21 protein-coding genes are annotated in these 25,421 nt (G+C 68.8%); 14 read left to right on the forward strand and 7 right to left on the reverse strand.

What is annotated here, in order from left to right; all coding sequences use genetic code 11:
• Positions 1–18 precede the first annotated feature (18 nt).
• Positions 19–1,254, reverse strand: a complete 1,236-nt coding sequence (locus ACN0WF_RS02765) for a penicillin-binding protein activator (protein ID WP_417771254.1) — start codon at positions 1,252–1,254, stop codon at positions 19–21.
• Between the two features lie 214 nt (positions 1,255–1,468).
• Here ACN0WF_RS02765 and rsmI point away from each other — a divergent pair, with 214 nt between their 5' ends.
• The 8 genes from rsmI to ACN0WF_RS02805 all read left to right on the forward strand — a co-directional run bounded on the left by rsmI (position 1,469) and on the right by ACN0WF_RS02805 (position 10,677).
• The gene (rsmI, locus tag ACN0WF_RS02770) at positions 1,469–2,461 is read left to right on the forward strand and encodes a 16S rRNA (cytidine(1402)-2'-O)-methyltransferase (protein ID WP_417771255.1); all 993 of its coding nucleotides are present in this window, start codon (positions 1,469–1,471) and stop codon (positions 2,459–2,461) included.
• A complete protein-coding gene (locus tag ACN0WF_RS02775) occupies positions 2,458–2,631 on the forward strand; it encodes a hypothetical protein (protein WP_417771256.1) in 174 nt (57 codons plus the stop codon). Before rsmI ends, ACN0WF_RS02775 begins: the two co-directional genes overlap by 4 nt.
• 9 nt (positions 2,632–2,640) lie before the next feature.
• Positions 2,641–3,045, forward strand: a complete 405-nt coding sequence (locus tag ACN0WF_RS02780) for a YraN family protein (RefSeq protein WP_417771257.1) — start codon at positions 2,641–2,643, stop codon at positions 3,043–3,045.
• Between the two features lie 132 nt (positions 3,046–3,177).
• On the forward strand, positions 3,178–4,134 hold the full coding sequence (gene gshB / locus ACN0WF_RS02785) for a glutathione synthase (RefSeq protein ID WP_417771700.1): 957 nt from the start codon (positions 3,178–3,180) through the stop codon (positions 4,132–4,134).
• A gap of 122 nt (positions 4,135–4,256) precedes the next feature.
• A complete protein-coding gene (locus ACN0WF_RS02790) occupies positions 4,257–5,783 on the forward strand; it encodes a YifB family Mg chelatase-like AAA ATPase (RefSeq protein WP_417771258.1) in 1,527 nt (508 codons plus the stop codon).
• 66 nt (positions 5,784–5,849) lie between these two features.
• On the forward strand, positions 5,850–6,869 hold the full coding sequence (locus ACN0WF_RS02795) for an LLM class flavin-dependent oxidoreductase (protein ID WP_417771259.1): 1,020 nt from the start codon (positions 5,850–5,852) through the stop codon (positions 6,867–6,869).
• Between the two features lie 203 nt (positions 6,870–7,072).
• Positions 7,073–9,445 (forward strand): ATP-binding protein, encoded by a 2,373-nt coding sequence (locus ACN0WF_RS02800; RefSeq protein ID WP_417771260.1) that lies wholly within the window; start codon positions 7,073–7,075, stop codon positions 9,443–9,445.
• Positions 9,446–9,711: 266 nt separating this feature from the next.
• On the forward strand, positions 9,712–10,677 hold the full coding sequence (locus ACN0WF_RS02805) for a GNAT family N-acetyltransferase (protein ID WP_417771261.1): 966 nt from the start codon (positions 9,712–9,714) through the stop codon (positions 10,675–10,677).
• Between the two features lie 87 nt (positions 10,678–10,764).
• Here the strand turns inward: ACN0WF_RS02805 and ACN0WF_RS02810 are convergent, their stop codons facing one another.
• Complete coding sequence (locus ACN0WF_RS02810) at positions 10,765–11,076, reverse strand: DUF1330 domain-containing protein (protein ID WP_417771262.1); 312 nt, start codon at positions 11,074–11,076, stop codon at positions 10,765–10,767.
• Positions 11,077–11,280: 204 nt separating this feature from the next.
• On the opposite strand from ACN0WF_RS02810, the gene ACN0WF_RS02815 reads away from it, so the two are divergent.
• Complete coding sequence (locus ACN0WF_RS02815; protein ID WP_417771263.1) at positions 11,281–13,485, forward strand: transglycosylase domain-containing protein; 2,205 nt, start codon at positions 11,281–11,283, stop codon at positions 13,483–13,485.
• 6 nt (positions 13,486–13,491) lie between these two features.
• Here ACN0WF_RS02815 and ACN0WF_RS02820 read toward each other — a convergent pair whose 3' ends face one another.
• The 4 genes from ACN0WF_RS02820 to hrcA form a co-directional block, all read right to left on the reverse strand.
• Entirely contained in the window at positions 13,492–14,679 is a 1,188-nt protein-coding gene (locus ACN0WF_RS02820; RefSeq protein ID WP_417771264.1) for a multidrug effflux MFS transporter, read from the reverse strand.
• Between the two features lie 78 nt (positions 14,680–14,757).
• Positions 14,758–15,498: a M48 family metallopeptidase gene (locus tag ACN0WF_RS02825; RefSeq protein WP_417771265.1), complete on the reverse strand. Its 741-nt coding sequence runs from the start codon at positions 15,496–15,498 to the stop codon at positions 14,758–14,760.
• 8 nt (positions 15,499–15,506) lie between these two features.
• Positions 15,507–16,346, reverse strand: coding sequence for a molybdopterin-synthase adenylyltransferase MoeB (moeB, locus tag ACN0WF_RS02830; protein WP_417771266.1), 840 nt, complete (start codon positions 16,344–16,346; stop codon positions 15,507–15,509).
• Between the two features lie 49 nt (positions 16,347–16,395).
• Positions 16,396–17,463, reverse strand: a complete 1,068-nt coding sequence (gene hrcA, locus ACN0WF_RS02835) for a heat-inducible transcriptional repressor HrcA (protein WP_417771267.1) — start codon at positions 17,461–17,463, stop codon at positions 16,396–16,398.
• A 326-nt stretch (positions 17,464–17,789) separates the two neighbouring features.
• Here hrcA and rph point away from each other — a divergent pair, with 326 nt between their 5' ends.
• The 4 genes from rph (at position 17,790) to phaZ (ending at position 22,250) form a co-directional block, all read left to right on the forward strand.
• On the forward strand, positions 17,790–18,503 hold the full coding sequence (rph, locus tag ACN0WF_RS02840) for a ribonuclease PH (protein ID WP_417771268.1): 714 nt from the start codon (positions 17,790–17,792) through the stop codon (positions 18,501–18,503).
• A gap of 10 nt (positions 18,504–18,513) precedes the next feature.
• Entirely contained in the window at positions 18,514–19,167 is a 654-nt protein-coding gene (gene rdgB, locus ACN0WF_RS02845; RefSeq protein WP_417771269.1) for an RdgB/HAM1 family non-canonical purine NTP pyrophosphatase, read from the forward strand.
• Complete coding sequence (gene hemW / locus ACN0WF_RS02850) at positions 19,164–20,399, forward strand: radical SAM family heme chaperone HemW (protein WP_417771270.1); 1,236 nt, start codon at positions 19,164–19,166, stop codon at positions 20,397–20,399. The genes rdgB and hemW overlap by 4 nt, the downstream gene beginning before the upstream one ends.
• Positions 20,400–20,684: 285 nt before the next feature.
• Positions 20,685–22,250 carry a polyhydroxyalkanoate depolymerase gene (gene phaZ, locus ACN0WF_RS02855; protein ID WP_417771701.1) on the forward strand — a complete coding sequence of 522 codons (1,566 nt, stop codon included), beginning with the start codon at positions 20,685–20,687 and terminating at the stop codon, positions 22,248–22,250.
• Between the two features lie 160 nt (positions 22,251–22,410).
• On the opposite strand, the gene ACN0WF_RS02860 is transcribed toward phaZ, so the two are convergent.
• The gene (locus ACN0WF_RS02860; RefSeq protein WP_417771702.1) at positions 22,411–24,144 is read right to left on the reverse strand and encodes a sulfatase-like hydrolase/transferase; all 1,734 of its coding nucleotides are present in this window, start codon (positions 24,142–24,144) and stop codon (positions 22,411–22,413) included.
• 225 nt (positions 24,145–24,369) lie between these two features.
• Between ACN0WF_RS02860 and ACN0WF_RS02865 the strand changes: the two genes are divergently transcribed.
• Positions 24,370–25,416, forward strand: a complete 1,047-nt coding sequence (locus ACN0WF_RS02865) for a TRAP transporter substrate-binding protein (RefSeq protein WP_417771271.1) — start codon at positions 24,370–24,372, stop codon at positions 25,414–25,416.
• Positions 25,417–25,421 lie beyond the last annotated feature (5 nt).

A 25,421-nucleotide genomic window follows, 5' to 3' on the forward strand; every position in this document is an offset into this window, starting at 1 on the left:
GGACAGAAGGTGGGCGGCCTAGTTGCCGAAGCTGCGCGGCGCCGGCGAGACGATGCGCGAGCCCTTGCCCGTCACTTCGTAGATCGCGAGGCCCCGCTGGTTGGTTCCGTCGCGCTCGAAGCGGAAGACGCCGTCGATGCCGAGGAAGCCGTCGCGGTTGGTCAACACCCGCTCCGAGAAGCGCGCCTGCCCGGCGGAGCGCACGAGGCCCGCGGCAAGGATCGTGCCGTCATAGGCGAGCGAGGAATTGCGCGGCGGGCGGCTGCCGTAGCGGGCCGCATAGCGCTGAGCGAAGGCATCGAAGCCGGCCGCATCGGGCCCTGGATACCATGCGCCGGCCAGCGGCGCGGCATTGAGCACCTGCTGGTTGTCCCACTGGCCGCTACCGAGCAGCTTGGTCGTGCCGAGGTTGACGCCGCCGGTCGACAGGCTTTGCGCGACGAAGGGCGCGACATTGCCCGCCGGCACGAAGATCGCGTCGATCTGCGACGCGTTGGCGGCCACCTTGCCGACCTTCTCGGCAAGGTCGGTGGTGTCCGATCCGTTCAGCTTGTAGCGCTCGATGGCGACGATGCGCGCGCCGGCGCGTCCCACTTCCTGGCGAAAAGCGGCCTCGACCACGGCGCCATAGGTGTCGTCCGGCAGGATGGCGGCGAAGGAGCGCCGACCCTCGCGCGCGGCGTGGGAAATGACGCGCGACACGTCGCCACGCGGCAGGAAGCTCAGCAGGTAGACGCCGCGCGAGGCGACCGATTCATCGGAGGAAAAGGCGATGACCGGAACACCCGCGGCGCGGGCAACGCTGGCGGCGCCGCCGACAGCCGGTGCGAAGACCGGGCCGAGCAGCATTTCAGCGCCCTCGTTGATCGCCGCCTGGGCCGCGGCGCGCGCGCCCTCGGCGGTGCCGCCGGTGTCCTTGACCAGGATCTGCACGTCCGCGCCCTGAAAATCGGACAGCGCCAGTTCCGCGGTGTTGCGGAAGACGGTGGCGATGGAGGAGGCGCTGCCGCCGCCAGTCATCGGCAGCAGCATGGCGACGCGCACGGAGCCCGCGCCGATCGTCTGGCCGCTTGCCACCGGCTGGCCCGGCGTCGAGGGATAGCCCGGATATTCGCCGAGCGTGGAGCCCGTGCAGCTTGCCAGCGCCAGGCCGGCGCCGAGCACCAGACCCGCGCGCGCGGAGCCCGCGAAGCGCGCCGCACCCGTGCCCGAACGGGTCACGCCCGAAAGGGCCCTGCCAATGATACCTAGCACCGCGCCAGTTCTCCTGATTGCGAATTGCCCCCGACCGAAGAACTCCGGCCCTCGGGGATGATTACCAGTCCGCCCCGCCCGCTGCAAATCCTTGCAGTGGCGGGCGGGGTCCCGCGCTTGGCCTTGGGCGTGTTTCCTGTCACAACAGGCGCGTCGCGGCGGCCGCGCCGCCGCCGTGCCCGAGACCCGCCACGAACCAGGACCACCGCCGCCGATGTCCAGACCCGACGTTCCCGATCCGCAGACGAGCCTGCCCGCGGACGATCATCCGCAACACGCTCCCGAAGACGGAAAGCGGACGGCCGAACCGAAGGGGCGGGACGATTTCTTCATCGGCGCCCAGCGCTTCGAGGCGCCGCGCCAGGAGCCGGGCCTCTATATCGTCTCGACCCCGATCGGCAATCTCGGCGATATCACCGTGCGGGGGCTCGAGACACTGGCCGGCGCCGACCTGGTCGCCTGCGAGGACACGCGGGTGACGGCGACGCTGATGCGCCGCTTCGGCCTGAAGACGCCGCTCACCGCCTACCACGAGCACAATGCCGAACGCGCCCGCCCCAAGCTGCTTGGCGTTCTCGCCGCCGGGGGCAAGGTGGCGCTCGTCTCCGACGCTGGTACGCCGCTCGTCTCCGATCCCGGATACCGGCTGGTGAAGGCCGTGCTCGCCGAGGGGCACAAGGTAATTCCGATCCCCGGCGCCAGCGCGCCGCTTGCCGCCCTCGTCGGCGCGGGTCTTCCTTCCGACACGGTCTGCTTTGCCGGCTTTCTTCCGGTGAAGTCGGGGCAAAGGACATCACGGCTCGCCGAGCTGTCGCGGGTGCCGGCGACGCTGGTCTTCTTCGAGAGCCCGCGCCGGGTCGCGGCATCGCTTGCCGACATGGCCGGCGTCTTCGGCAAGACCCGGGAAGCCGTCGTCGCCCGCGAGCTCACCAAGACCTTCGAGACCTTCGAGCGCGGCACGCTGTCGGAGCTTGCCCGACGCTTCGACGGCGAGACGGTGCGCGGCGAGATCGTCGTCGTCGTCGCGCCGCCCGAACCGAGGCCCGAGGCCGACCCGGCCGATGCCGACCGGCTGCTCGCCGAGGCGCTCGCGACGATGAAGCCCGCGGCTGCCGCCAAGCAGGTCTCCCAGCTCACCGGCGTCGAGCGCAAGGACCTCTACGCCCGCGCACTCACGCTGAAGTCCGGCGAGGGGGACGCGTCATGAGCAAGATCCTGATGCTGATGTTCGTGCTGATCGCCGCGATCCAGGTGATCAAGCCGCTCGGCTGGCCAGGCCTGAAGCACAGGCGCGACGCATGGAAGCTTGCCGTCGGCGGTTTTCTCGTCACCTTCATGGCCATCGTGCTCGCGGCCCTGTTCCAGCCGGCGGGCTGAGGCGCACCGATGGCGAAGGACCGCAAGGCGGGGACGAGGGGAGGGGAAAGGCGGCGCAGCCGGCCCGCCGCCTACCGGCTCGGCCTGCACGGCGAAACCCTCGCCGCCTTCTTTCTCCGCCTCAAGGGCTGGCGGATACTCGCAAGGCGCTATCGGGCAGGGTCAGGCGAGATCGACATCGTCGCGCGACGCGGCAAGACCGTCGCCTTCGTCGAGGTGAAGGCGCGGGCGAGCCGCGAGGCCGCGCTCCTGGCGATCACGCCGCAGGGCCGGCGCCGCATCGCGGCCGCGGCGCGAAGCTGGCAGGCCGGCCGGGAGGATCTTGCCGACGCCACGCTGCGCTTCGACGCGGTCCTGATCGTGCCCTTCCGCCTGCCCGAACATGTCGAGAATGCCTTCGAGGGAACAGGCTGAGGGGCAGCCCCGCGCGCCACGCATCTGGACAATTGCCGCCCGCGCCCGCATATCCTCAACCAACCCGGCGGCCATGCGACCGCCTCTCTTTCCGCCTCCGTTCCGGAGAACGCCATGTCCGCTTCAGACAAGATGTCCGCCCGCCCGCTCAAGGTCGCGGTGCAGATGGACCATATTTCCTCCATCAACATTGCCGGCGACAGCGCCTTCGCGCTGATGCTCGAGGCCCAGGCGCGCGGCCACGCGCTGTACCACTACACCCCGGATCGGCTGGCCATGACCGGCAACACGGTCACCGCAGGCCTCGAGCCGGTCGCGGTGCGCGACGAGGTTGGCAATCACTTCACGCTCGGCGAGAAGGTGCTGACGGACATGTCCGAGGTCGACGTGGTGCTGATGCGCCAGGACCCGCCCTTCGACATGGCCTATGTCGCGGCCACCCACATGCTGGAGAAGATTCACCCCGCAACGCTGGTGGTGAACGATCCAGCCTCGGTGCGCAACGCCCCCGAGAAGCTCTTCGTCACCGAATTCCCGGACCTGATGCCGGAGACGCTGATCACCCGCGACCGCGAAGCCATCGACGCGTTCCGCGCCAAGCATGGCGACATCGTCATGAAGCCGCTCTTTGGCCATGGCGGCGCGGCTGTGTTCCGCATCACGGCCGACGACCTCAACTACGGCTCGCTCTACGACTTCTTCGCCGCGACCTTCCGCGAGCCCTGGGTGATCCAGCGCTTCCTGCCCAATGTGTCCAAGGGCGACAAGCGTATCCTGCTCGTCGACGGCGAATTCGCCGGCGCGGTCAACCGGGTGCCCCAGGCGGGCGACCTGCGCTCCAACATGGTGCGCGGAGGCGCGGCACGCGAGGCCGACCTGTCCGAACGCGAGCGCGAGATCTGCGCCCGTCTCGGCCCGGCGCTGCGCGAGAAAGGCCTCATCCTCGTCGGTATCGACGTGATCGACGGCTTCCTCACCGAGATCAACGTCACCGCCCCGACGGGCATTCGAGCCGTCGCACGGCTCGGCGGGCCGGACATCGCGGCCAGGGTCTGGGACACGGTCGAGGCCAAGCGCGCCGCGCGCTGAGCGCGGCGGAAGCGCAATACAACCCGTCCACCACCTTCGGTTGCTCGCACGCAATGCTTGCGCTAGGTTGCAATCCTTGCAACCGCAGTCATTTCGCGAAACGGGCGGCCGGAGGGTGGGGGATGGTGTCACGGGTGACGACGGTCGCCTTCCAGGGCATTGAGGCCAAGCCTGTCGACGTGCAGGTGCAGATAGGCCCCGGTCAGGTTGCCTTCACCATCGTCGGCCTGCCGGACAAGGCGGTCGGCGAAAGCCGCGAGCGGGTGCGCGCCGCGCTTCTCGCCTCCGGCCTGTCGCTGCCGGCAAAGCGCGTCACTGTCAATCTCGCCCCCGCCGACCTGCCCAAGGAAGGCTCCCATTTCGACCTCCCCATCGCGCTGGCGCTGATGGCGGCGATGGGCGCGCTGCCCGCGGCCGATCTCGAAGGCTACGTCGTCCTCGGCGAACTGGCTCTCGACGGCACGATCTCACCCGTCGCCGGCGTGCTGCCGGCGGCAATCGGGGCCAACGGCCTCGGCAAGGGGCTGATCTGCCCGGCCGCCTGCGGCGCCGAGGCCGCCTGGGCCGACCGCGACATGGCGCTTCTCGCGCCACACTCCCTGATACAGCTCGCCAACCACTTCAAGGGCACGCAGATGCTCGCCCGCCCGGCCCCGAAGCTCGGCGCTGCGGCCGGCGGCCTGCCAGACCTGTCGGAAGTGCGCGGCCAGGAAAGCGCCAAGCGGGCGCTGGAGATCACCGCCGCCGGCGGCCACAACCTGCTGATGATCGGCCCGCCGGGTGCCGGCAAGTCGATGCTGGCAAGCCGCCTCCCCTCGATCCTGCCGCCGCTGGAGCCGCGCGAGCTGCTCGAGGTGTCGATGATCGCCTCGATCGCAGGCGAGCTCGCCGACGGGCGGCTGAGCGAGCGCCGCCCGTTCCGCGCGCCGCATCATTCCGCCTCCATGGCGGCTCTTGTCGGCGGCGGCGTCAAGGCGCGGCCGGGCGAGGTGTCGCTCGCCCACAACGGAATCCTGTTCCTCGACGAGCTGCCCGAGTTCAACCCGCAGGTGCTCGACAGTCTGCGCCAGCCGCTGGAAGCGGGCCAGACGGTGATCGTGCGCGCCAACCACCGCACCAGCTACCCCTCGCGGGTGCAGCTCATCGCCGCCATGAACCCCTGCCGCTGCGGCCATGCGGGCGAGCCGGGGCACACGTGCCGGCGGGGCGAGCGCTGCGCCTCGGAATATCAGGCGAGGCTTTCCGGACCGCTGCTCGACCGCATCGACCTGCGCATCGAGGTGCCGGCCGTCTCCGCCGTCGACCTGATGGGCGGCGGCGCGGCGGAGAGCTCGGCCGACGTGGCGCTCCGGGTCGCCGCCGCGCGGCGCATCCAGTCGCAGCGCTACGCCGCGCTCGGCGCGCCGGCACGCACCAACGCCCAGACCGGAGCCCGCCTCATCGAGGAGGTCGCCCGTCCCGACGCAAGCGGCCTGATGCTGTTGCAGGAAGCGGCGGAGAGCCTGCATCTGTCGGCACGCGGCTATCACCGTGTGCTCAAGGTCGCCCGAACCCTTGCCGATCTCGACGCATCGGCCGACGTCCGGCGCATCCATCTTGCCGAGGCACTGAGCTATCGCGGGGCCGCGCTCGAGCGTCGCGCCGCCTGAACCCGTCGGGTCCGCCCTTGGCTACCAGGCCTTTGTTTCCTAAATGAGGACCCAACGGAGATCCTCATGCAACATTATTCCCTTCTCGATCTGTCCCCCGTGCCGGAAGGCAAGACGGCGGGCGATGCTCTCGCCAACACCATAGACCTGGCGCGCAAGGCGGAAGTGGCGGGCTACCACCGCTACTGGCTTGCCGAGCATCACAACATGCCGGGCATCGCCAGCGCGGCGACGTCCGTCGTCATCGGCCAGGTGGCGGCGGCGACACGCAGCATGCGCGTCGGCGCGGGCGGCATCATGCTGCCCAACCACTCGCCACTCGTCATCGCCGAACAGTTCGGCACCCTTGCAACGCTGTTTCCCGGGCGGATCGACCTCGGCCTCGGCCGTGCGCCCGGAACCGACATGGCAACGGCCCGGGCCCTGCGCCGACATCTTTCCGGCGAGGACAATTTCCCGCAGGACGTCGTCGACCTGATCGCCTATCTGGATGACCCGTCCGAAGGCGGGCCGGTGCGCGCCATTCCAGGAGAGGGCACCCATGTGCCGGTGTGGATCCTGGGCTCGAGCCTCTATGGCGCCCAGCTTGCCGCCGCCCTTGGCCTGCCCTACGCCTTCGCCTCCCATTTCGCCCCCACGATGCTGGAGGAGGCGCTCGACGTCTATCGCCGGACCTTCCGCCCGTCGGCCGAACTCGCGGCTCCCTACGCGATGGTCGCCGCCGGCGTCTTCGTCGCCGATACGGACGCGGAAGCCCGGTATCTGCGGTCCTCGCAGGTGCTCTCCTTCGCCAGGCTGCGCACCGGCCGCCCCGGCAAGCTGCCGTATCCGGTCGACAACGTGGCGGACGAGATCCCGCCGCCGGTGCTTGCCCAGGTGAACCATGCCCTGTCGGTTTCGGCGACAGGCTCGCCAGAGACCGTCCGGCGCGAACTCGGGGCCATCGTCGAGCGCTACCAACCCGACGAACTGATCGTCACCGGAATGATCCACGATCACAGCGCCCGGGTCAGGTCCTTCCAACTCGCCGCCGAAGTGCTGGGCGATCTGGTCGACGGCACCCGGCCGCTGGCTCGCGAAGCATAACTCCTCGCACTCCGATCCAGGCGTCAGCGGCTCCCCGGGGCTGCTGACGCCAACCGGGCCGGCGTCAACGACCCGATGCGCCACGGCACGGCCAAAACTCCCGCCCAAGGCCTTTTGCCGCAACGGTTTCTCAATCTCTCCCGCAGAGACTGCCCTGGTCCGCGCGCCTCTTGCGCGAACTTGCCGAGGGACGAGGAGAGCAGGTGGCCGCCCCCGAACGCCATGACCGCACGACGCATCGCGAGGCCGGAAAGGCCGAGCCAGAGCGCTTCCAGGCCGGCTACAGCGAAGCCGAACGGCCGGCCGTCGAGACGCCGGACCGCACCGGTCGTGATCCGGTGCCTGCCACGCCTCGCACGTTTGCCAGCATCCTCGGCAGCCTTGCCCTTTTCGCCGTCTCCTTTGCCGCCTTCATCGGCGGCGCGGCCGGCCTCGTCGCCCTTGTTCCACCGCCGGCCCGCCTTGCGGTCGCCGGCTGCGTGCTGATAATCGCCGGCGTCTCGCTGGCTCTGTCCAACGCCGCGCGCGCGGAAACCTCGGCGCGTGCCCGGGTGCGCGGGCAGATGGCGGAGCGTGAGGCGGAGATCGCATCGCTGTACGCCGAGCGTGAAGCCCTGCAGGACGAGGCCTGGCGCCTGCGCGAAAGCGACGAGCGCCACCGCGACGTGCTCGACAAGCTCGGCGACGTGGTGACCCGCTGGCGCGAGGGCGGCGAGACCGTCTATGCCAACGATACGGCGCGGGCGCTGTTTCCCGACGGACGCATCGACGGGCTGCACGGCCGCCGTCAGGGTGAGCCGGCAGACGATCCCGAGGGCGCGCGCGAGGACATCCGGGTCGCCACGGCGCAGGGGCCACGCTGGTTTGCCCGGCGCGACGTCGCCGTACGCGACGTGACCACGGGCGAGCCACTGATCCAGACCATCCTGCGCGATGTCACCGACCGACGCCGCATCGAGGACGCGCTGGTCGCCGCGCGCAACCAGGCCGAGACGGCGAACGCGTCCAAGAGCCGGTTTCTCGCCACCGTCAGCCACGAGATCCGCACGCCGCTGAACGGCATTCTCGGCATGGCCGGCCTGCTCGCCGACACCCGGCTGACGCCGGAACAGCGCACCTATGCGGATGCGGTGAAAAGCTCGGGCGAAATCCTGCTGCTGCTGATCTCCGAGGTGCTCGACATGTCGCGCATCGAAGCGGGCCGGCTGGAACTGATGCCCGGCCCCGCCGACATCGCCGGCCTCGCGGAAGGCGTCGCCGAGCTGCTGAGCCCGCGCGCGCTCGCCAAGGGCCTTGAGATCGGCTGCTACGTCGATCCGCAGCTTCCACGCCGCATCGTCGTCGACGAGACACGGCTGCGCCAGATCCTCTACAACCTCGCCGGCAACGGCCTGAAGTTCACCGAAACCGGCGGTGTCGAGATCCGCATCGAGCGGCTGCGGGATCCGGGTCCGACGCCGGATGCGGGCGCGCGGCTGGCGATCACCGTGCGTGACACCGGCATCGGCTTCGATCCAGGCGACGCCGAGCGGCTTTTCGAGGAGTTCGAGCAGGTCGACCACGGACCGGCTCGCCGCTTCGACGGCGCTGGCCTCGGCCTTGCCATCTCGCGCCGGCTGGCACGGCTGATGGGCGGCGAGATCACCGCCACCGCGGCACAGGACGCGGGGGCCTGCTTCCGCGTCGTGCTGCCGCTCGTCGCAGCCGAAAGTGGAGGCGAGAACACCGAGAAAGCCTCGCGGCCCGACAGCTTTCTTGCCGGCAAACAGGTTTGCATCATCAGCGAGAGCCGCATCGAGGCGCCGCTCGCCGCCCGCGCTGTCACATGCGCCGGGGCGCAAGCAACGCTGGTCTCGCCCTGCCGTCAGGAGGACGAGGAGAGGCTCGACGCCGCCATGCACGAGGCGGATCTCATCTTTCTCGATCTGGCGGCGGTGCGCGATGCGGGAGCATGGCTCGCCGGGGCGCGCGCCACCGGCGTCACCGCGCCGGCCATCGCCATCCTGACGCCAACCGACCGCGCCTGCCTGCCCCGGCTCAAAGCCGCCGGCTTCGGCGCCTACCTCATTCGCCCGATCCGCTCCGCCTCACTGCGCCAGGTCACGACCTCGGTTCTGGAGCACGGCGAGGCGGCGGTGGGTTGGGAAAGCGCCATCGACACCCGCATCACCGATGCGGAGCGACCCGAACCCCAGACACCGAGCCGCCCGCTCAAGGTACTCGTTGCCGACGACAACGATATCAACCGGCTGCTGAGCGAGGCGCTGGTGCGCAAGTTCGGGCATGAGGCGGTGGTCGCAGCCGACGGCGCGGAGGCGCTCGAAGCTGTCGCCGACGGCAGTTTCGACATGTTGCTGATGGACCTGCACATGCCCGGCATCGACGGAGTGACCGCCATTCGCCGCTTCCGCGAGATGGAACGGGAGCACGGCTGGACGCGGGTTCCGGTCATCGCGGTAACCGCCGACGTGACGGCGGAGGCCGAGGACGCGGCCCTGGAAGCGGGTGCCGACACGGTGCTCACCAAGCCGATAGACCCCGACCTGATGCGGCAGAAATTCGCCGCCGTTGCCTGAGCCGATCGGCCGCCGACAACTATTTCCCCTCCCTTGTCATCGCTTCCAATTGTCATGGAAGTGTTGGAAACTTATGTTTTAGGTGACGGCTAAGCACCCGGCCGGCCTCTGGTTCCGCGCCGCGCGCGGGACGGGAGCGTCGAAGTCCCGGACAAACGACCGCAGGCCGATGCCGTTATCGGGTGTATCAAGGCCAGCGTCGGGGCGATATAACGAGCCTGGGTGCGTCGGCACCCGACGGGGAAACGAAGAAGGGCGTCGGGATCATGTCGAGACTTGACGAAAGCACGGGACGCGCACGTGGAGGGCTTCTTTCACCGCGCAACCTCGTCCGCAAGTTTGTGCCTGCGAGCGCTGCCGCGCTGCGCCCTGCCTGGCTGCCCCTCCCCGGCGCGCTGCCGGCCGGCCGCCACACGCCGAGCCTCGGCCGCATCGGGCCGCTGGAGGTGCGCCTCGCCCGTACGCCCAAGGAAGTGCGCAAGGCGCAGGAACTGCGCTACCACGTCTTCTACGAGGAAATGTCGGCCATCGCCGATGCGCAGACGATGGCGACGAAGCGCGACATCGATGCCTATGACGCGATCTGCGACCATCTTCTGGTGCTCGACCACGAGACCCCGCAGCGCAACGCGCTCGGTCGCCGCAAGCCGCGCATCGTCGGCACCTATCGCCTGCTGCGCCAGGATGTGGCGGAGCGCAACGGCGGCTTCTACACGGGCAGCGAATTCGAGATCCAGTCGCTCGTCGACGCGCATCCGCGCCTGCAGTTCCTTGAGCTCGGCCGCTCCTGCGTGCTCAAGCCCTACCGCACCAAGCGCAGCGTCGAGCTGCTGTGGCACGGCATCTGGGCCTATGTTCTGATGCACCGCATCGACGTCATGGTCGGCTGCGCCTCGATCGAGGGAACCGATCCCGACCGCATCGCCTCGCAGCTTTCCTTCCTGCATCACAACGCCCGGGCGCCGGAGAACTGGCGCGTTCCGGCGATCCGCGAACGCTATATCGACATGAACCGGATGCCGCGCGCCGAGGTGAACGAGCGTCAGGTCCTGCGCGAGCTGCCGCCGCTGATCAAGGGCTACCTGCGGCTCGGCGCCTATATCGGCGACGGCGCGGTCGTCGACCATCAGTTCGGCACGACCGACGTTCTCATCGTCATGCCGGTCGAAGCGCTCAACAGCCGCTACGTGAACCATTACGGTGCCGACGCGGGACGCTACTCCAACCAGTAGGCCCGTTGCGCGCTCCCGATAACAAGAACGCCCGGCCCGCGGATCGCGCGGCCGGGCGTTTTCGTTCGTGCGCGGGCCGAGCCTGCCTCAGGCGTCGCCGGGCTGCGGTCCGTCGTAGCCCTGGATGACGACAAGATCGGAGACCGAGGCCTTTTCGCGCAGGGACTTGGCGTACGCGTAGCCTTCGCTCCGATAGCAGGCCAGCGCCTGATCGTAGCTGTCAAACTCGATCACCACATTGCGGGCACGCGCCGCGCCTTCCATGCACTCGAATTCACCGCCACGCACCAGGAAGCGCGCGCCATAGGCCCGGAAGGGCTCGGCGTTGGCCGCAACATAGTCCTTGTATGCCTCGAGGTCGGTCACGTCGACGCGCCCGATCCAGTATCCCTTCGCCATCTGCGCTTCCCCTGTCGCTGTTCGCCACCGCGGCGACAGCCTCTTTTCCACCAAGGGTTAGCGCGCCGGAGACGGATGTGTAAAGCGCCGGGGACTTCGCCGGGGGATGCTTAACCACCCCTTAAATCGCCTCATTTAGGCTCCAAGGCGGGGAACGAAAGGGGGACACGGGTCCCCCCGCACCAACTTCTGAAGAACGGATCTATGGCTCGAGGATCGTCCAGCGACGGCCGGCGCGAACCGCGCATGGGACCAGGCAACGGCGGCATGCTCGACATGCGGCTGACCCCCGACGACAGGCCGAGCGATCCGGGGCGCGGCAAGCCCGCGCCCAAGCGCAAGCGACCGGCGAAATCCGGCAATGGCAATGGCAAGGGATCCGGCTCCGGATCTGGCGGCAACGACCGTCGGCCGCGTGGCGGCAAGCGCAAGACGGCCCGCAAGACGCGGGCCCGCGGCGGACTGGCGCGCGGGCTTCGCCGGCTGGTCTACTGGGGCTTCGTCCTTTGCCTGTGGGGCGGCATCGGTCTTGCCGGCGTGCTCGTCTACTACGCCGCCTATCTGCCGCCGACCTCCGAATGGAAGGTGCCCAAGCGCCCGCCCAACGTGCGCATCGTCGCCGCCGACGGAACGCTGATGGCCAACCGCGGCGACACCGGCGGCGAGGCGGTCCGCCTCGAACAGCTTCCGCCCTATCTTCCCGAAGCGGTGATCGCCATCGAGGACCGGCGCTTCAAGAGCCACTTCGGCCTCGATCCGCTCGGCCTCGGCCGCGCCGTCATCACCAACCTGACCCGAGGCCGCCTTGTCCAGGGCGGCTCGACGCTGACCCAGCAGCTCGCCAAGAACCTCTTTCTCGAGCCCGACCGCACCCTGCGCCGGAAGGTGCAGGAAGCCGTGCTCGCGCTGTGGCTGGAGGCCGAATACACCAAGGACGAGATCCTCGAGATCTATCTCAACCGTGTCTATCTGGGTGCCGGCGCCTATGGCATCGACGCGGCCTCGCGCCGCTACTTCGGCAAGCCGGCGCGCATGCTGACGCTGGCCGAGGCGGCGACCATCGCCGGGCTCTTGAAGGCGCCCTCGCGCTATGCGCCGACCAGCAATCCCGAGCTTGCAACGGAGCGCGCCAAGCTCGTGCTCGGGGCCATGGTCGAGGAAGGCTTCATCACGCAGGGGCAGGCACTTGCAGCCTTTGCCGAGCCGCTCAAGGTGGTCACCCATCACACGTCCGCCAGTGAGAACTACGTCGCCGACTGGGTGATGGAGCTGCTGCCGAGCTATGTCGGGGCGATCGATCAGGACATCATCGTCGACACCACCGTCGACCTCGGCATGCAGATCGTCGCCGAGGATGCGCTGCGCCGCGCGCTCGACACCGAAGGCGGCAAGCGCGGCGTCTCGCAGGGCGCGGTGGTGACGCTCGACACCGCGGGCGCCGTCAAGGCGCTGGTCGGCGGGCGCGACTACGGCAAGAGCCAGTTCAACCGGGCGGTCAACGCCCACCGCCAGCCGGGCTCCGCGTTCAAGCCCTTCGTCTATCTCGCCGCGCTGGAAAAGGGGCTGACGCCCAATCTCGTGCTGGTCGACGAGCCGGTGAAATTCGGCAAGTGGTCGCCGAAGAACTATTCCAAGTCGTACCGCGGTGCGGTGACGATGACCCAGGCGCTGTCGCTGTCGCTCAACACGATTGCCGCCAAGCTCGCCAACGAGGTCGGGCCGAAGGCGATCATCCGCACGGCGCGCAAGCTCGGCATCACCTCGCCGATCCAGCCCAACCTGTCCATCGCGCTCGGCACCTCCGAGGTCACGCCGCTGGAGATCACGGCCGCCTTCGTGCCCTTCTCCAACGGCGGCTATGCGGTGGTGCCGCATGTGATCCGCCAGATCCGCACCGCCGACGGCACCGTGCTCTACGCCCGCAAGGGCGACGGAGCAGGCAAGGTCATCGACTTCGCGACGCTTGCCGACATGAACATGATGATGGCCGAGACCCTGTCGACGGGCACCGGCAAGGCCGCGAACCTGAAGGGCCGGCCGGCCGGCGGCAAGACCGGCACCAGCCAGGATTTCCGCGACGGCTGGTTCATCGGCTACACCGGCACGCTGACGACCGCCGTGTGGCTCGGCAATGACGACAATTCGCCGACCAAGCGGGCGACCGGCGGGTCGCTGCCGGCCAAGATCTGGAAGGACGTGATGGAGGCCGACCACCAGGGCCTGCCGGTGGCAAGCCTTCCCGGCGTCTCCGACCGTCCGGTTCAGGTGGCCGAGCCGGACGCGCCCGAGGACATGCCGATGCGCGAGATCCCCGCCGAGGGCGACCCGGCGGGACGGCTGCCGCCGATGCGCGACACGACCGGCGGCGGCGGTCCGCTGGACCTCATCAACCGGATCTTCGGCGGCTAGGACGCCTCACATGTCGCGGCGCGCCTCGCGGCTGGCGCGGAAGACCAGCGTCGCGGCCAGCCCGAGGGCTGCGATGATGGCGGCAAGCGCGAAACCGGTGCCGCCGAGCGTGGCGCTGACGCCGATGCCGACGGCCGCCGCCGTTCCCATCTGGGCGATGCCCATGAGCGAGGAGGCCGTGCCGGCGCGCTCCGGAAAGGGCATCATCGCGGCGGCCTGCGCCTGCGGCAGGGTGAGGCCGACGCCGATCATGTAGATCATCATCGGCAGGATCACGGACAGCGCCGAGGGCGCGAGTTCGAGCGCTCCCATCATGACGATGCCGCCGGCCGCCAGCAGCCCGGTGCCGAGCGTGATCGTCGTCTCCGCGCCGAACCGGGGCGCCACCCGCTGGCCGATCAGCGTTCCCACAACATAGGCACCGGCGCAGACACCGAAGGCGATGCCGTAAACGGTCGGCGTCAGGCCGTAGATGTCCTGCAGCACGAAGGACGAGCCGGAAATGAAGGCGAACAGGCCGCAATAGGTGCAGGTGACGACGAGCATATAGGCCAGAAACACCGGATGACGCAGCAGCCGGGAGAAGTCGCGCAGCAGGGCGGCGAGCGAGAAGGGCGCGGTCTCGCGCGCCTTCAGCGTTTCCGGCAGGCCGCGCCAGACGCCGACGATGATGGCGATCACGGCGGCGAAGGAGACGAGGAAGACGAAGCGCCAGCCGCCGGTGGCCGAGATCAGGCCGCCGAAGAAGGGCGCGACGGCCGGTGCCAGACCCATGATCGATCCCATGCGGGCCAGCTCCTGGCCGGCGCGCGGTCCCTCGTAGAGATCGCGCACCACGGCGCGCGCCAGCACGATCGGACCGGCCGCGCCGAAGGCCTGGCAGAAGCGGGCGACGATCAGCAGGTCCACCGTCGGCGCGAGCGTGCAGGCGAGGCTCGCGACCGCATAGATGCCGAGCCCGGCAAGCAGCACCGGCTTGCGGCCGAGCCTGTCGGCGAGCGGACCGTAGAAGATCTGGCCAGCGGCGAAGCCGACCAGAAACATCGACAGGGTCAGCTGCACCACCGCGTGGTCGGTGCCAAGCTCGCGCATGATGCCGGGCAGTGCCGGCAGGTACATGTCGGTCGAGATCGGCCCCAGCGCGGTCAGCGAGGCAAGCAGGATCGTCAGGGCCCAGGTGTCGGGCTTGAGCATGGCACGGGCCTTGATCGGTGCGCCGGACGGCGCGACAGGACAGGATGGGAGGGCCCGGACGGAAAGCCGCCGAGGTCCCTACCCATAGAGATGCAGCCGCCCGCCCTCGCGCCGAAGCCAGTCGCGCGCCTCATCGGTCTGCGGCGCCAGCCGGCGGCAGTGCGCCCAGAAGCGCGGACCGTGGTTCATTTCGGCCAGATGGGCAACCTCATGGGCTGCGACGTAATCGAGGATCGTCGGCGGCGCAAGCACGAGCCGCCAGGAAAAGGAGAGCTGGCCGCTGGCGCTGCACGACCCCCAGCGGCTTCTGGTATCACGCAGGGCGATGCCGGCGGGGGACCGGCCGAGCGCCCCGGCGTGCCGGGCAACCGCCGCCTCGAGATCGGCGCGGGCTTCGCGACGCAGCCAGTCGGTGAGACGGCGGGCAAGGTGATCCGGCCCTCCTGGAACTGCCAGGATCGGCTCGTCCCCGTCCTCACGGCGCGAGACCAGGCCGCGCAGCCGGCCCGTGGCTTCGATCCGGTGCTCGACGCCGCGCACGGGAACGACCCCGCCGGCGGCGAAGGCGACCGGATCGGGCCGCGCGGTCAGGTGTTTTTCAAGCCAGCCCTTGTGGCTCTCGGCGAAGCGCAGGGCCGTTTCCAGCGTGCCCTTGGCGGGAACCGTCATCACCGGATCGCCGCCGCCGCTTGGAACCCGCAGGATATATCGCTGTGCCCGGGCGTTGCGACGCAGGACAACCCGCTGGCACCCGCCCCCGACCTCGATGCTCACCGCCTCGGGAAGCGGTGCCGGGGCACCGGACACGATGCGTTTCAACAGTGCCTTCACCGGTCCTCGCCATGACTTTCGTCGTGAACCTCGGCGCCGCCGATCATCTCTTCGACGCGCCTCGGTGCGCTCCCGTTCAGCGGGTTCTTCTGCGACCAGCGATAGCGGATGGTCTCGAAACGCATGTTGCGCGCGTCGATCAGCAGCAGCCGGCCGAGCAGCCCCTCGCCAAAGCCCGCAATCTCCTTGATGACCTCCATCGCCTGCATGGTGCCGACCATGCCGGTGAGCGCGCCGAGCACGCCGGCCTCGGCGCAGGTCGGAAGCAGCCCCGCCGGCGGCTTTTCGGGAAAGATGCAACGGTAGGTCGGATTGGGCGTCCCGTCCTCGCCCTTCTCATGCGGCTTGAGCAGCGTCAGCGATCCGTCGAGCCGGCCGACCGCGCCGCTCACCAGCGGCTTGCCGGCATAGAAGCAGGCGTCGGAGACCAGATAGCGCGTGTCGAAATTGTCGGACCCGTCGACCACGAGATCATAGGCGGAGACGAGCGCCAGGGCGTTCATCGGCTGCAACCGCACGGGGTGCGGCTCGACCTTCACATGGGGATTGAGCCGGGCGATCGCCTCCGCCGCGCTCGCCACCTTGGGCTCGCCGAGCTGGTCGGTGTCGTGGATCACCTGGCGCTGGAGGTTGGAGAGCGACACCGTGTCGTCGTCGACGATGCCGAGCGTGCCGACGCCGGCGGCGGCCAGATACTGCAGCACCGGCGCGCCGAGCCCGCCCGCGCCGATGACGAGCACGCGCGCCGCCTTCAGTTTCTGCTGCCCCGGTCCGCCCACGTCCTGGAGCACGATGTGGCGGGCATAGCGTTCGAGTTCGGCAGGGCTCAGGGTCATGTCGGTCCTTGAAGATTTCATGTCTTGCGCCAGGCGCGGTCCGGCGGCCTCAGCCGAGCAGCCGGCCGACCAGCCGGGCGGTGTAGTCGACCATCGGAATGATGCGCGCGTAGTTGAGCCGCGTCGGCCCGATCACGCCAAGCACGCCGATGATGCGCTCGTCCTGATCACGGAAGGGCGAAACGATGATCGAGGAGCCGGAGAGCGAGAACAGCTTGTTTTCCGAGCCGATGAAGATCCGGACCCCGTCGCCGCCCTCGGCGGCGGCGAGAAGCTGGATCAGGTCCCGCTTGCTCTCCAGGTCGTCGAAGAGCAGGCGGATGCGCTCCAGATCGCGCTCCGCCTCGAGCTGCGACAGAAGGTTGGAGCGGCCGCGCACGATCAGCGAGCCGGACTGGCCGACGTCGCCGGCGCGCGTGGCAATGCCGGTCTCGACCAGCTTGGCGGTGAGCTCGTCGAGCTCTTTCTGATGGCGATCGCGCTGCGTCTCCAGCTCCGTGCGCGCCTGCGCGAGCGTGCGCCCGCGAATGAGGTTGGTGAGATAGTTCGACGCCTCCACCAGCGCCGACTGCGGCAGGCCGGCAGGCAGGTCGATCACCCGGTTCTCCACCGAGCCGTCGTCGCCGACAAGCACCACCAGCGCCTTGAGCGGCTCGATGCGCACGAACTCGACATGGCGCAGGCGGGCATCGGTCTTGTGGGTGAAGACGACGCCGGCGCCGCGCGACAGGCCGGACAGCATCTGGCTCGCCTCGGTGAGAAGCTGCTCGCTGGTGCGTTCGCTGCGCGCGGCCTTCACCTGCACCTCGATGCGGTCCCGCTCCTCGCGTGTGAGATCGCCGACCTCGAGCAGCGCGTCGACGAAGAAGCGCAAGCCGCCCTCCGTCGGCAGTCGGCCGGCGGACGTATGCGGCGCATAGAGCAGACCGGCATGTTCCAGGTCGGCCATGATGTTGCGGACGGAGGCGGGCGAGAGCTGGATCGACGGCAGGCGCGAGAGATTGCGCGACCCCACCGGCTCGCCCGTGTCGAGATAGGTCTCCACGATGGAGCGGAAGATCTCGCGCGAGCGCTGGTCGAGATCGCGCAGGCTGACGGAAGGAACGCCCAGGGTCACTTTGCCATCCTCGAATTGCTGGCGCGTCGTGCGACCGCGGGCTTGCGGACGCTCGAACAGGCGAAAGCCGCGACGCACCCCGCCCCGGCACCGCCGGCGGCGGTCGCCAAGAACCCTATATAATGCTCCGACGCCGGCATGTCACAACCCAAGCGGCGGGCGGCGCGAGGAGCATGCCTTGCCTTTTCCGTCCACAGGCGATTTCCTCGCGCTCCGTCCTGGTTTAAGACGGTGCCGAATGAACGGCGCCGGCACGAAGCCGCGCCATGGTCGGCCGGCCCGCGGGGGGCCTTTGTCGACTGCCGAAGCCACGAGAGGGAGACAACATGCGGCCATCCAAACGCGCAGCCGACGAATTGCGCGCCGTCACGCTGGAGCGCGGTGTTTCGAAGCACGCGGAAGGCTCCTGCCTGGTCAAGTTCGGCGATACGCACGTCCTGTGCACGGCCAGCCTCGAGGAGCGCATTCCGCCCTGGCTGCGCGGTCAGGGGCGCGGCTGGGTGACGGCCGAATACGGCATGCTGCCGCGCGCCACGGGCGAGCGCATGCGCCGCGAGGCCTCCGCCGGAAAGCAGTCGGGCCGCACCCAGGAAATCCAGCGCCTGATCGGCCGCAGCCTGCGCGCCGTCGTCGATCTGCCGGCGCTCGGCGAGCGGCAGATTTCCGTCGACTGCGACGTCATCCAGGCGGATGGCGGCACCCGCACGGCGGCGATCACCGGCGCCTGGGTCGCACTCAACGACTGCATCAACTGGATGCGCACCCGCGACATGGTGACGAAGCCGGTGCTGAAGGACCACATCGCGGCGATTTCCTGCGGCATCTATGGCGGAACGCCGGTGCTCGACCTCGACTATGCCGAGGATTCCGAAGCCGATACGGACGCCAATTTCGTCATGACCGGCTCCGGCGGCATCGTCGAGATCCAGGGAACGGCCGAGGGCGCGCCCTTCTCCGAGGAGGAGTTCGCAGCGCTGATGGGGCTCGCCAAGACCGGTATCGCCCGGCTCGTCGATTTCCAGAAGATGGCGATCCTGTGAGGTCCAGCCGATGAGCGAGACGCAAGTCCGCCGCAGGCTCGGCCCGGGCCGGCTGGTGATGGCGAGCCACAACAAGGGCAAACTGCGCGAGTTCTCCGAGCTGATGGCCCCCTTTGGTCTCGAGGTGGTCTCGGCCGGCGAGCTCGGCCTGCCCGAGCCGGAGGAGACCGGCACCACCTTCGAGGCGAACGCCGAGCTGAAGGCGCGGGCGGCGACCGAGGCCACGGGCCTGCCGGCGCTGGCCGACGACAGCGGCTTCTGCGTGGCAGCGCTCGGCGGCGACCCCGGCATCTACTCGGCCCGCTGGGCCGGGCCGGAGAAGGACTTCGCCATGGCCATGCGCACCATCGAGGAGAAGCTGCAGGCGGCGGGCGCCCTGACACCGGAGGCGCGCCGCGCCTCCTTCGTCGCCGTGCTCTGCCTTGCCTGGCCGGACGGCCATGTGGAGCTGATCCGGGGTGAGGTCGAGGGCACCGCCGTGTGGCCGCCGCGCGGCAGCGGCGGGTTCGGCTACGATCCGATCTTCCAGCCAGACGGCCATGAGACCACCTTCGGCGAGATGTCGTCGGAGGAAAAGCACGGCTGGTCTCGGCCGGACGAGGCTCTGTCGCATCGCGCGCGCGCCTTTCTGGCGCTCGCTCGGGAGTGTCTGGAGGCACAATGACCGGTAGGGACAGGCAGGAGCGCAGGGTGGACAGCTTCGCGGCGATCGTGGACCGGAAGGACGGTGGCCCGATCGCGCCCGTCGCCGTCGAGGGCGGCTTCGGCATCTACGTGCACTGGCCGTTCTGCGAATCCAAATGTCCCTATTGCGACTTCAACAGCCATGTCCGCCACACCCGGATCGACCAGTCGCGCTTTGCCGCCGCCTTCGAGACGGAGCTTGCGACCATGGCCGGGCGCACCCGGGGGCGGGTGGTCGATTCCGTCTTTCTCGGCGGCGGCACCCCGTCGCTGATGCTGCCGCAGACGGTCGAGCGGGTTCTCGACGCGGTCGCGAAGCACTGGTCGCTCGCGCCCGGCGTCGAGGTGTCTATGGAGGCGAACCCCTCGTCCGTCGAGGCCGAACGGTTTCGCGGCTACCGGTCGGCCGGCGTCAACCGCCTGTCGCTCGGCGTGCAGGCGATGAACGACGCCGACCTCAAGCGCCTCGGCCGGCTGCATGACACGGCGCAGGCGCGACGCGCCATCGAGACGGCGCGGGCAACCTTCGAGCGGATCTCCTTCGACCTTATCTATGCCCGCCCCGACCAGTCGGCGGCCGACTGGAAAGCCGAGCTGGAACAGGCGCTTGCACTGGCGGCCGACCATCTGTCGCTTTACCAGCTCACCATCGAGCCCGGCACGCCGTTCTTCGAGCTCTACCGCCGGGGCGCGCTCGTGGTGCCGGATGCCGACCATGGCGCCGACCTCTACGAGCTGACCCAGGAGATCTGCACCGCCAACGGCATGCCGGCCTACGAGGTCTCGAACCACGCAAGACCCGGCGCGGAATGCCGGCACAACCTGGTCTACTGGCGCTATGGCGACTATGTCGGCGTCGGGCCGGGCGCCCATGGCCGGCTTTCGGGCGGCAACGGCAAGTTCGCCACCGCGACCGAGCGCCACCCCGAGACCTGGCTGGCGGCGGTCGAGACGCGCGGCGACGGGCTCGTCGAGGATCTGTCGCTGACCGCGGAGGAACAGGGCGACGAGTTCCTGCTGATGGGCCTTCGGCTCGTCGAGGGCGTCGACCTCGCCCGCTATGAGGCGATCTCGGGGCGGCGGATCAACCCGCGCCGCATCGCCGACCTGGTCGAGCATGACATGGTGGAACGACTCGACGGCGACCGCGTTCGGGCGACTCCTGGCGGTTTTCTTGTTCTCGACGCCGTCGTGGCCGATCTCGCCGCCTGAACTTTCGGACAAGGCAAACAAATTTACCGGCTACTTGCGTCTTTTGCGAAGTTTCTGGAACGGCTCCCGATTCGGAGCTGATTCGCCCTCGCCAGAGCGATCCGGCGGGCATCCCGCCCGCCGGATGCAAGGCTTGCCGTCGTCTGACAGTTGAACGACGCAGTGTTTTACGCATATTCTTTTTGCAATGCGAAAAATGCCGGTGACGCCGCCAGTCGCGCGACGCCCGTCGGACTGCGAGGTCGGTCAGTGTTCTATCAATTCTACGAGTTCAATCATGCGGCAATGAGCCCTGTCCGGGCGGCCGCTGACATGACGCGTCTATACTTCCAGAACCCATTGAATCCACTCACACATACGCCAGTTGGGCGGCAGGTTGCCGCCGGCTGCGAGTTGGTCGAGAGGCTGACCCGGCGCTATGGCAAGCCGGAGTTCGGGCTGCCCGAGACGACGGTCGGCGGCGTCAAGGTGCAGGTGCGAGAAGAGGTCGTCTGGAGCAAGCCGTTCTGCAATCTTCTGCATTTCGACCGCAAGGTCGGCCAGCGCAAGCACAAGGATCCGACGATCCTGGTGGTCGCGCCGATGTCCGGTCACTACGCGACGCTGCTGCGCGGCACGGTCGAGACACTTCTCCCGAAGGCCGACATCTACATCACGGACTGGATCGACGCGCGCATGGTGCCGCTCGCGGAGGGCCAGTTCGACCTCGACGACTACGTCGACTATCTCATTGAGATGCTTCATCATCTTGGACCGGACACGCATGTCGTCGCGGTCTGCCAGCCCTCGGTTCCGGCCCTTGTCGCGACGGCGGTGATGGAACAGCACGGCGACCCCTGCGCACCCGCCAGCCTGACGCTGATGGGCGGGCCGATCGACACGCGGATCAATCCGACGGCGGTCAACGACCTCGCAGAGCACAAGCCGATCGAATGGTTCGAGCGCAACGTCATCATGAAGGTTCCGTTCCCGCAGCCGGGCTTCATGCGCGACGTCTACCCCGGCTTCCTGCAGCTTTCGGGCTTCATGAGCATGAATCTCGACCGGCATGTCAGCGCGCACAACGACTACTTCCAGCATCTGGTGGCCGGAGATGGTGACAGCGCCGAGAAGCATCGCGATTTCTACGACGAATATCTTGCGGTGATGGATCTGACGGCGGAGTTCTACCTGCAAACAGTCGACACGGTGTTCATCAAGCATTCCCTGGCCAAGGGCGAGCATCACCACCGCGGCGAGCTGGTGGATTGCGGCGCGATCCGCCGCACGGCGCTGCTGACGGTCGAGGGCGAGAAGGACGACATCACCGGGCGCGGCCAGACCAAGGCGGCGCATGACCTGTGCACCAGCCTCGCCGCCGACATGCAGGCCCACTACATGCAGCCAAATGTCGGGCACTACGGCGTTTTCAACGGCTCGCGGTTCCGCGCCGAGATCGCCCCGCGCATTCTCGACTTCATCCGCTCGCATCCCTCCCAGCCTGAGCAGGCGCCGGCGGTGCCGAGCAGGCGCACGCCGGTCGCCGAGGCGGAAAAGGCCGGGGATACCGCCCCCGCCGTCGCACCTGCCCCGACCAAGGCGAAGCCGGCGGCGACCCGCGATCCGCTGGGCGAGATCCTGCTTGCCGAGCCGCGCGGCGTTGCCGACGACCTGACGGCGATCACCGGCATCGGGCCCAAGCTGCAGACCGCGCTCAACGGCGCCGGCATCTTCCATTTCTGGCAGATCGCGGCGCTGAACGAAGCGCAGATCGAGGCTCTGGACGGGAAGCTGGACTTCCGCGGCCGCATCGCCCGTGACGGCTGGATCGAGCAGGCGCGCAAGTTCGCCGAGCAGCCGGCGGCAAGCTGAAGCGACGGCATTTCCGGCCGATAATTGTGCATTTCGGACAATTTCGGCGCAGACTTTCGAAAATGAAGCGCGGCGAAACGCGATTTCGCCGCGCTTTTTCGTAGGACGCCACCGCGCTGGCGGATCGGCCCGGCGCGCGGACTTATCCCCGCCGGCTGTCTCAGCCCTTCGGGTCGACGCGTCCTTGATAGAAGGCAAGCGCCTCGGCCGCGACATCGCTCTCGTCATAGGCGCCGATGAGAACGCCGGTGCGCCCGCCCGCGCCGGAACGACGGGCAAGGATCTCGGCATCGGAGACGGTGGTGCGCTGGCTGAGCCGCCGCCCCCAGAGGCCGAGCCGGTCGGTCAGCCGCGCGACCTCGCCGGCGAAGGCCGGATCGCGTCCCAGGTCGGAGAATTCATCCGGGTCGCTCTGCAGGTCGAAGAGCATCGGCGGCAGGCCGCCTTCGGCGTGGACAAGCTTGAAGCGCCCGTCGAAGACCATGAACAGGCGGGCGTCCTCGACCGACACGCCGAGCCGGTCGGCCATGGGCGTGCAGGAATAGTCGTACTCGCTAATGACGACGTCGCGCCAGTCGCGGCGGCGGGCCTCCCAGGCCGTGCCGTCGCGCAGGAAGGGAACGAGCGAGCGGCCCTCGAGAATGTGACCGGGAACGGCGGCGGCGGGATCGGGCGCGCCGCGCCCTTCCTCGGCAAGCTCGACGAAGGTGGGGGCAAGGTCGATGGCCTCGACCAGCGCGTCGCAGATGGTGCCGCGCGTGGCGTCGGCGGCCGCGGACGGATCGACCACGATCAGCGGCACCTTCACCGAGGGCTCGTGGAAGAGATCCTTCTCGCCCATCCAGTGATCGCCGAGGTAGTCGCCATGGTCCGAGGTGACGACGATAATCGTGTCGTCGAACCGGCCCGTCGCTTCAAGGTGGTCGAGCAGCCGGCCGATCTCGTCGTCGCATTGGCGCACCAGGCCCATGTAGGCGGGAATGGCGGCGAGCCGGACCTCCTCGCGCGAAAAGCTCTTCGAAGCGCGCGAGGCCATGAAGGCGGCGTAAACCGGGTTCGGATCGCGCCGCTCGCGCTCGTCGCGCCGCGCCGGCACGACGTCGCCGGGCCCGTAGAGCGCATGATAGGGCGCCGGCACCACATAGGGCCAATGCGGCTTGATGTAGGAGAGGTGGCAAAGGAAGGGCACCGCGCGCCGCTGCCGCGCGCGCTTGTCGAGAAAGCCGATGGCCTCGTCTGTGAGCCAGGCTGTCTCGCTGTCCTTCGCCGCGACATTGGCCGGCTTCGGCGCGTTGCGCATGAGCCAGCCGCTCTCGATGTCGCCGCGCCCCTGTGCGTCGCGCGCGTCCGACAGGGCGGAATTGGCGTGGTCGTGCCAGGGGTTGCGGCCACCATAGCCGCGGGCGCGCAGGAAGGCGTTGTAGGGCGAGGGCCTTGCATCATAGGGACCGTCCGGGCCTTCCGCCCAGAGCCCGTCGTCGCGCACCTCGGCATCGAAGCCGCATTCGGCAAGGCGCGCGCCGATGATGCCCCCGCGCGAGATGCCAAGCCGGTCGAGGCCGGCGTCATCCACCTTCATGTGCGTCTTGCCGATCAGAACCGCATCCATGCCGCGTGCCCGCAGATGGTCGCCAAGGGTCATCTCGCCGACCTTGAGCGGGTAGTTGTTCCAGGCCGCGCCATGCGACTGGACGTAGCGGCCGGTGTAGAAGCTCATGCGCGAGGCACCGCAGATCGGCGACTGCACATAGGCGTTGGTGAACCGCACGCCGCGCGCCGCCAGCCGGTCGAGATTGGGTGTCTCCAGACGCGGATGACCGGCGCAGGACAGATAGTCGAAGCGCAACTGGTCGAACATGATGAAGAGGATGTCGCGCGCACGTTTCGTCACGATGGCCTGTCCTTCTCGCGGGACGGCGGGGCAGGAGGCGCGCCGCTTGCGGCAGTTGACACGAACCCTGTCCGTTTTCGCAAGAGGGGCGTTTCAGCCTCTGGCGCGAAAGGTTATACAAACTGCGACAAAACTCATTTTACATTACCAATTGCGCGGAACACCCTGCGCCGGCCGCAAGCTTGTGGAGGAAGGGTGCGGGCGCGGCGCGAGCGGGAGGATGTCGGAATGATCGGACGGTTGCTGGGAACGGCGGCCCTTGTCGCGACGATGACGGCCGGGACCTTCGGCCTCGCGGGCGCGGCATTGGCGCAGGACGTGACCCTCAGGATCCATCAGTTCCTGCCCCTGCAGGCGGCGGTTCCCGCGCGGGCCATCGCCCCCTGGATCGAGAAGGTCGAGGCGGAATCGAACGGTCGCATCAAGATCGAGCATTATCCCTCGATGCAGCTCGGCGGCGCGCCTCCGGCGCTCTATGATCAGGTTCGCGACGGCGTCGTCGACATCGTCTGGACCCTGCCCGGCTACACTCCCGGCCGCTTTCCGAAGACGGAAGCCTTCGAGCTGCCGTTCATGGCCGGGGACGCGGAAACCACCTCGCGCGCCTTCCAGCTTTACGTCGAGGAGAACGCGCTCGACGAGTTCGCCGGCGTCAAGCTGATCGCCGCGCATGTTCACGGGCCCGGCCTGATCCACGTGCGCGGCGAGGGCGTCCACGCGCTCGAGGACATGACCGGCAAGAAGCTGCGCGGCCCGACCCGCATCGTCACCCGGCTGATCGAGACACTGGGCGCAACGGCCATCGGCATGCCGGTGCCGGCGGTGCCGGAGGCACTCTCCAAGGGGGTGATCGACGGCGCGGTGGTACCCTGGGAAGTGACGGTGCCGCTGAAACTCGCCGAACTGGTCGACACGCACACGCGCTTCGACGATCCGCGCGCGCTCTATACCGCGACATTCATCTTCGCCATGAACCAGGCCAGATACGACAGCCTGCCGGACGACCTGAAGAAGGTGATCGACGACAACTCCGGCGTGGAGGTGGCCGCGCTGTTCGGCCGGGCCGACGACGAGGTCGACATCATCGGCGAGGAGAAAGCGGTCGCCGCTGGCAACACCATCGTCACGCTGGACAAGGCGGAGACCGCGCGCTGGAAGGCGGCGGCCGAGCCGGTGGTCGCCGAATGGATCGCCGAGATGGATGCAAGGGGCCTCGACGGGGCGGCGCTGGTCGCGCGCGCCCGGGCGCTGATCGACAGCCAGGCCGGAAAGTGACGGAC

Origin of the sequence: Stappia sp. (assembly GCF_048268045.1) — a bacterium.
Taxonomy (GTDB): Bacteria; Pseudomonadota; Alphaproteobacteria; order Rhizobiales; family Stappiaceae; genus Stappia.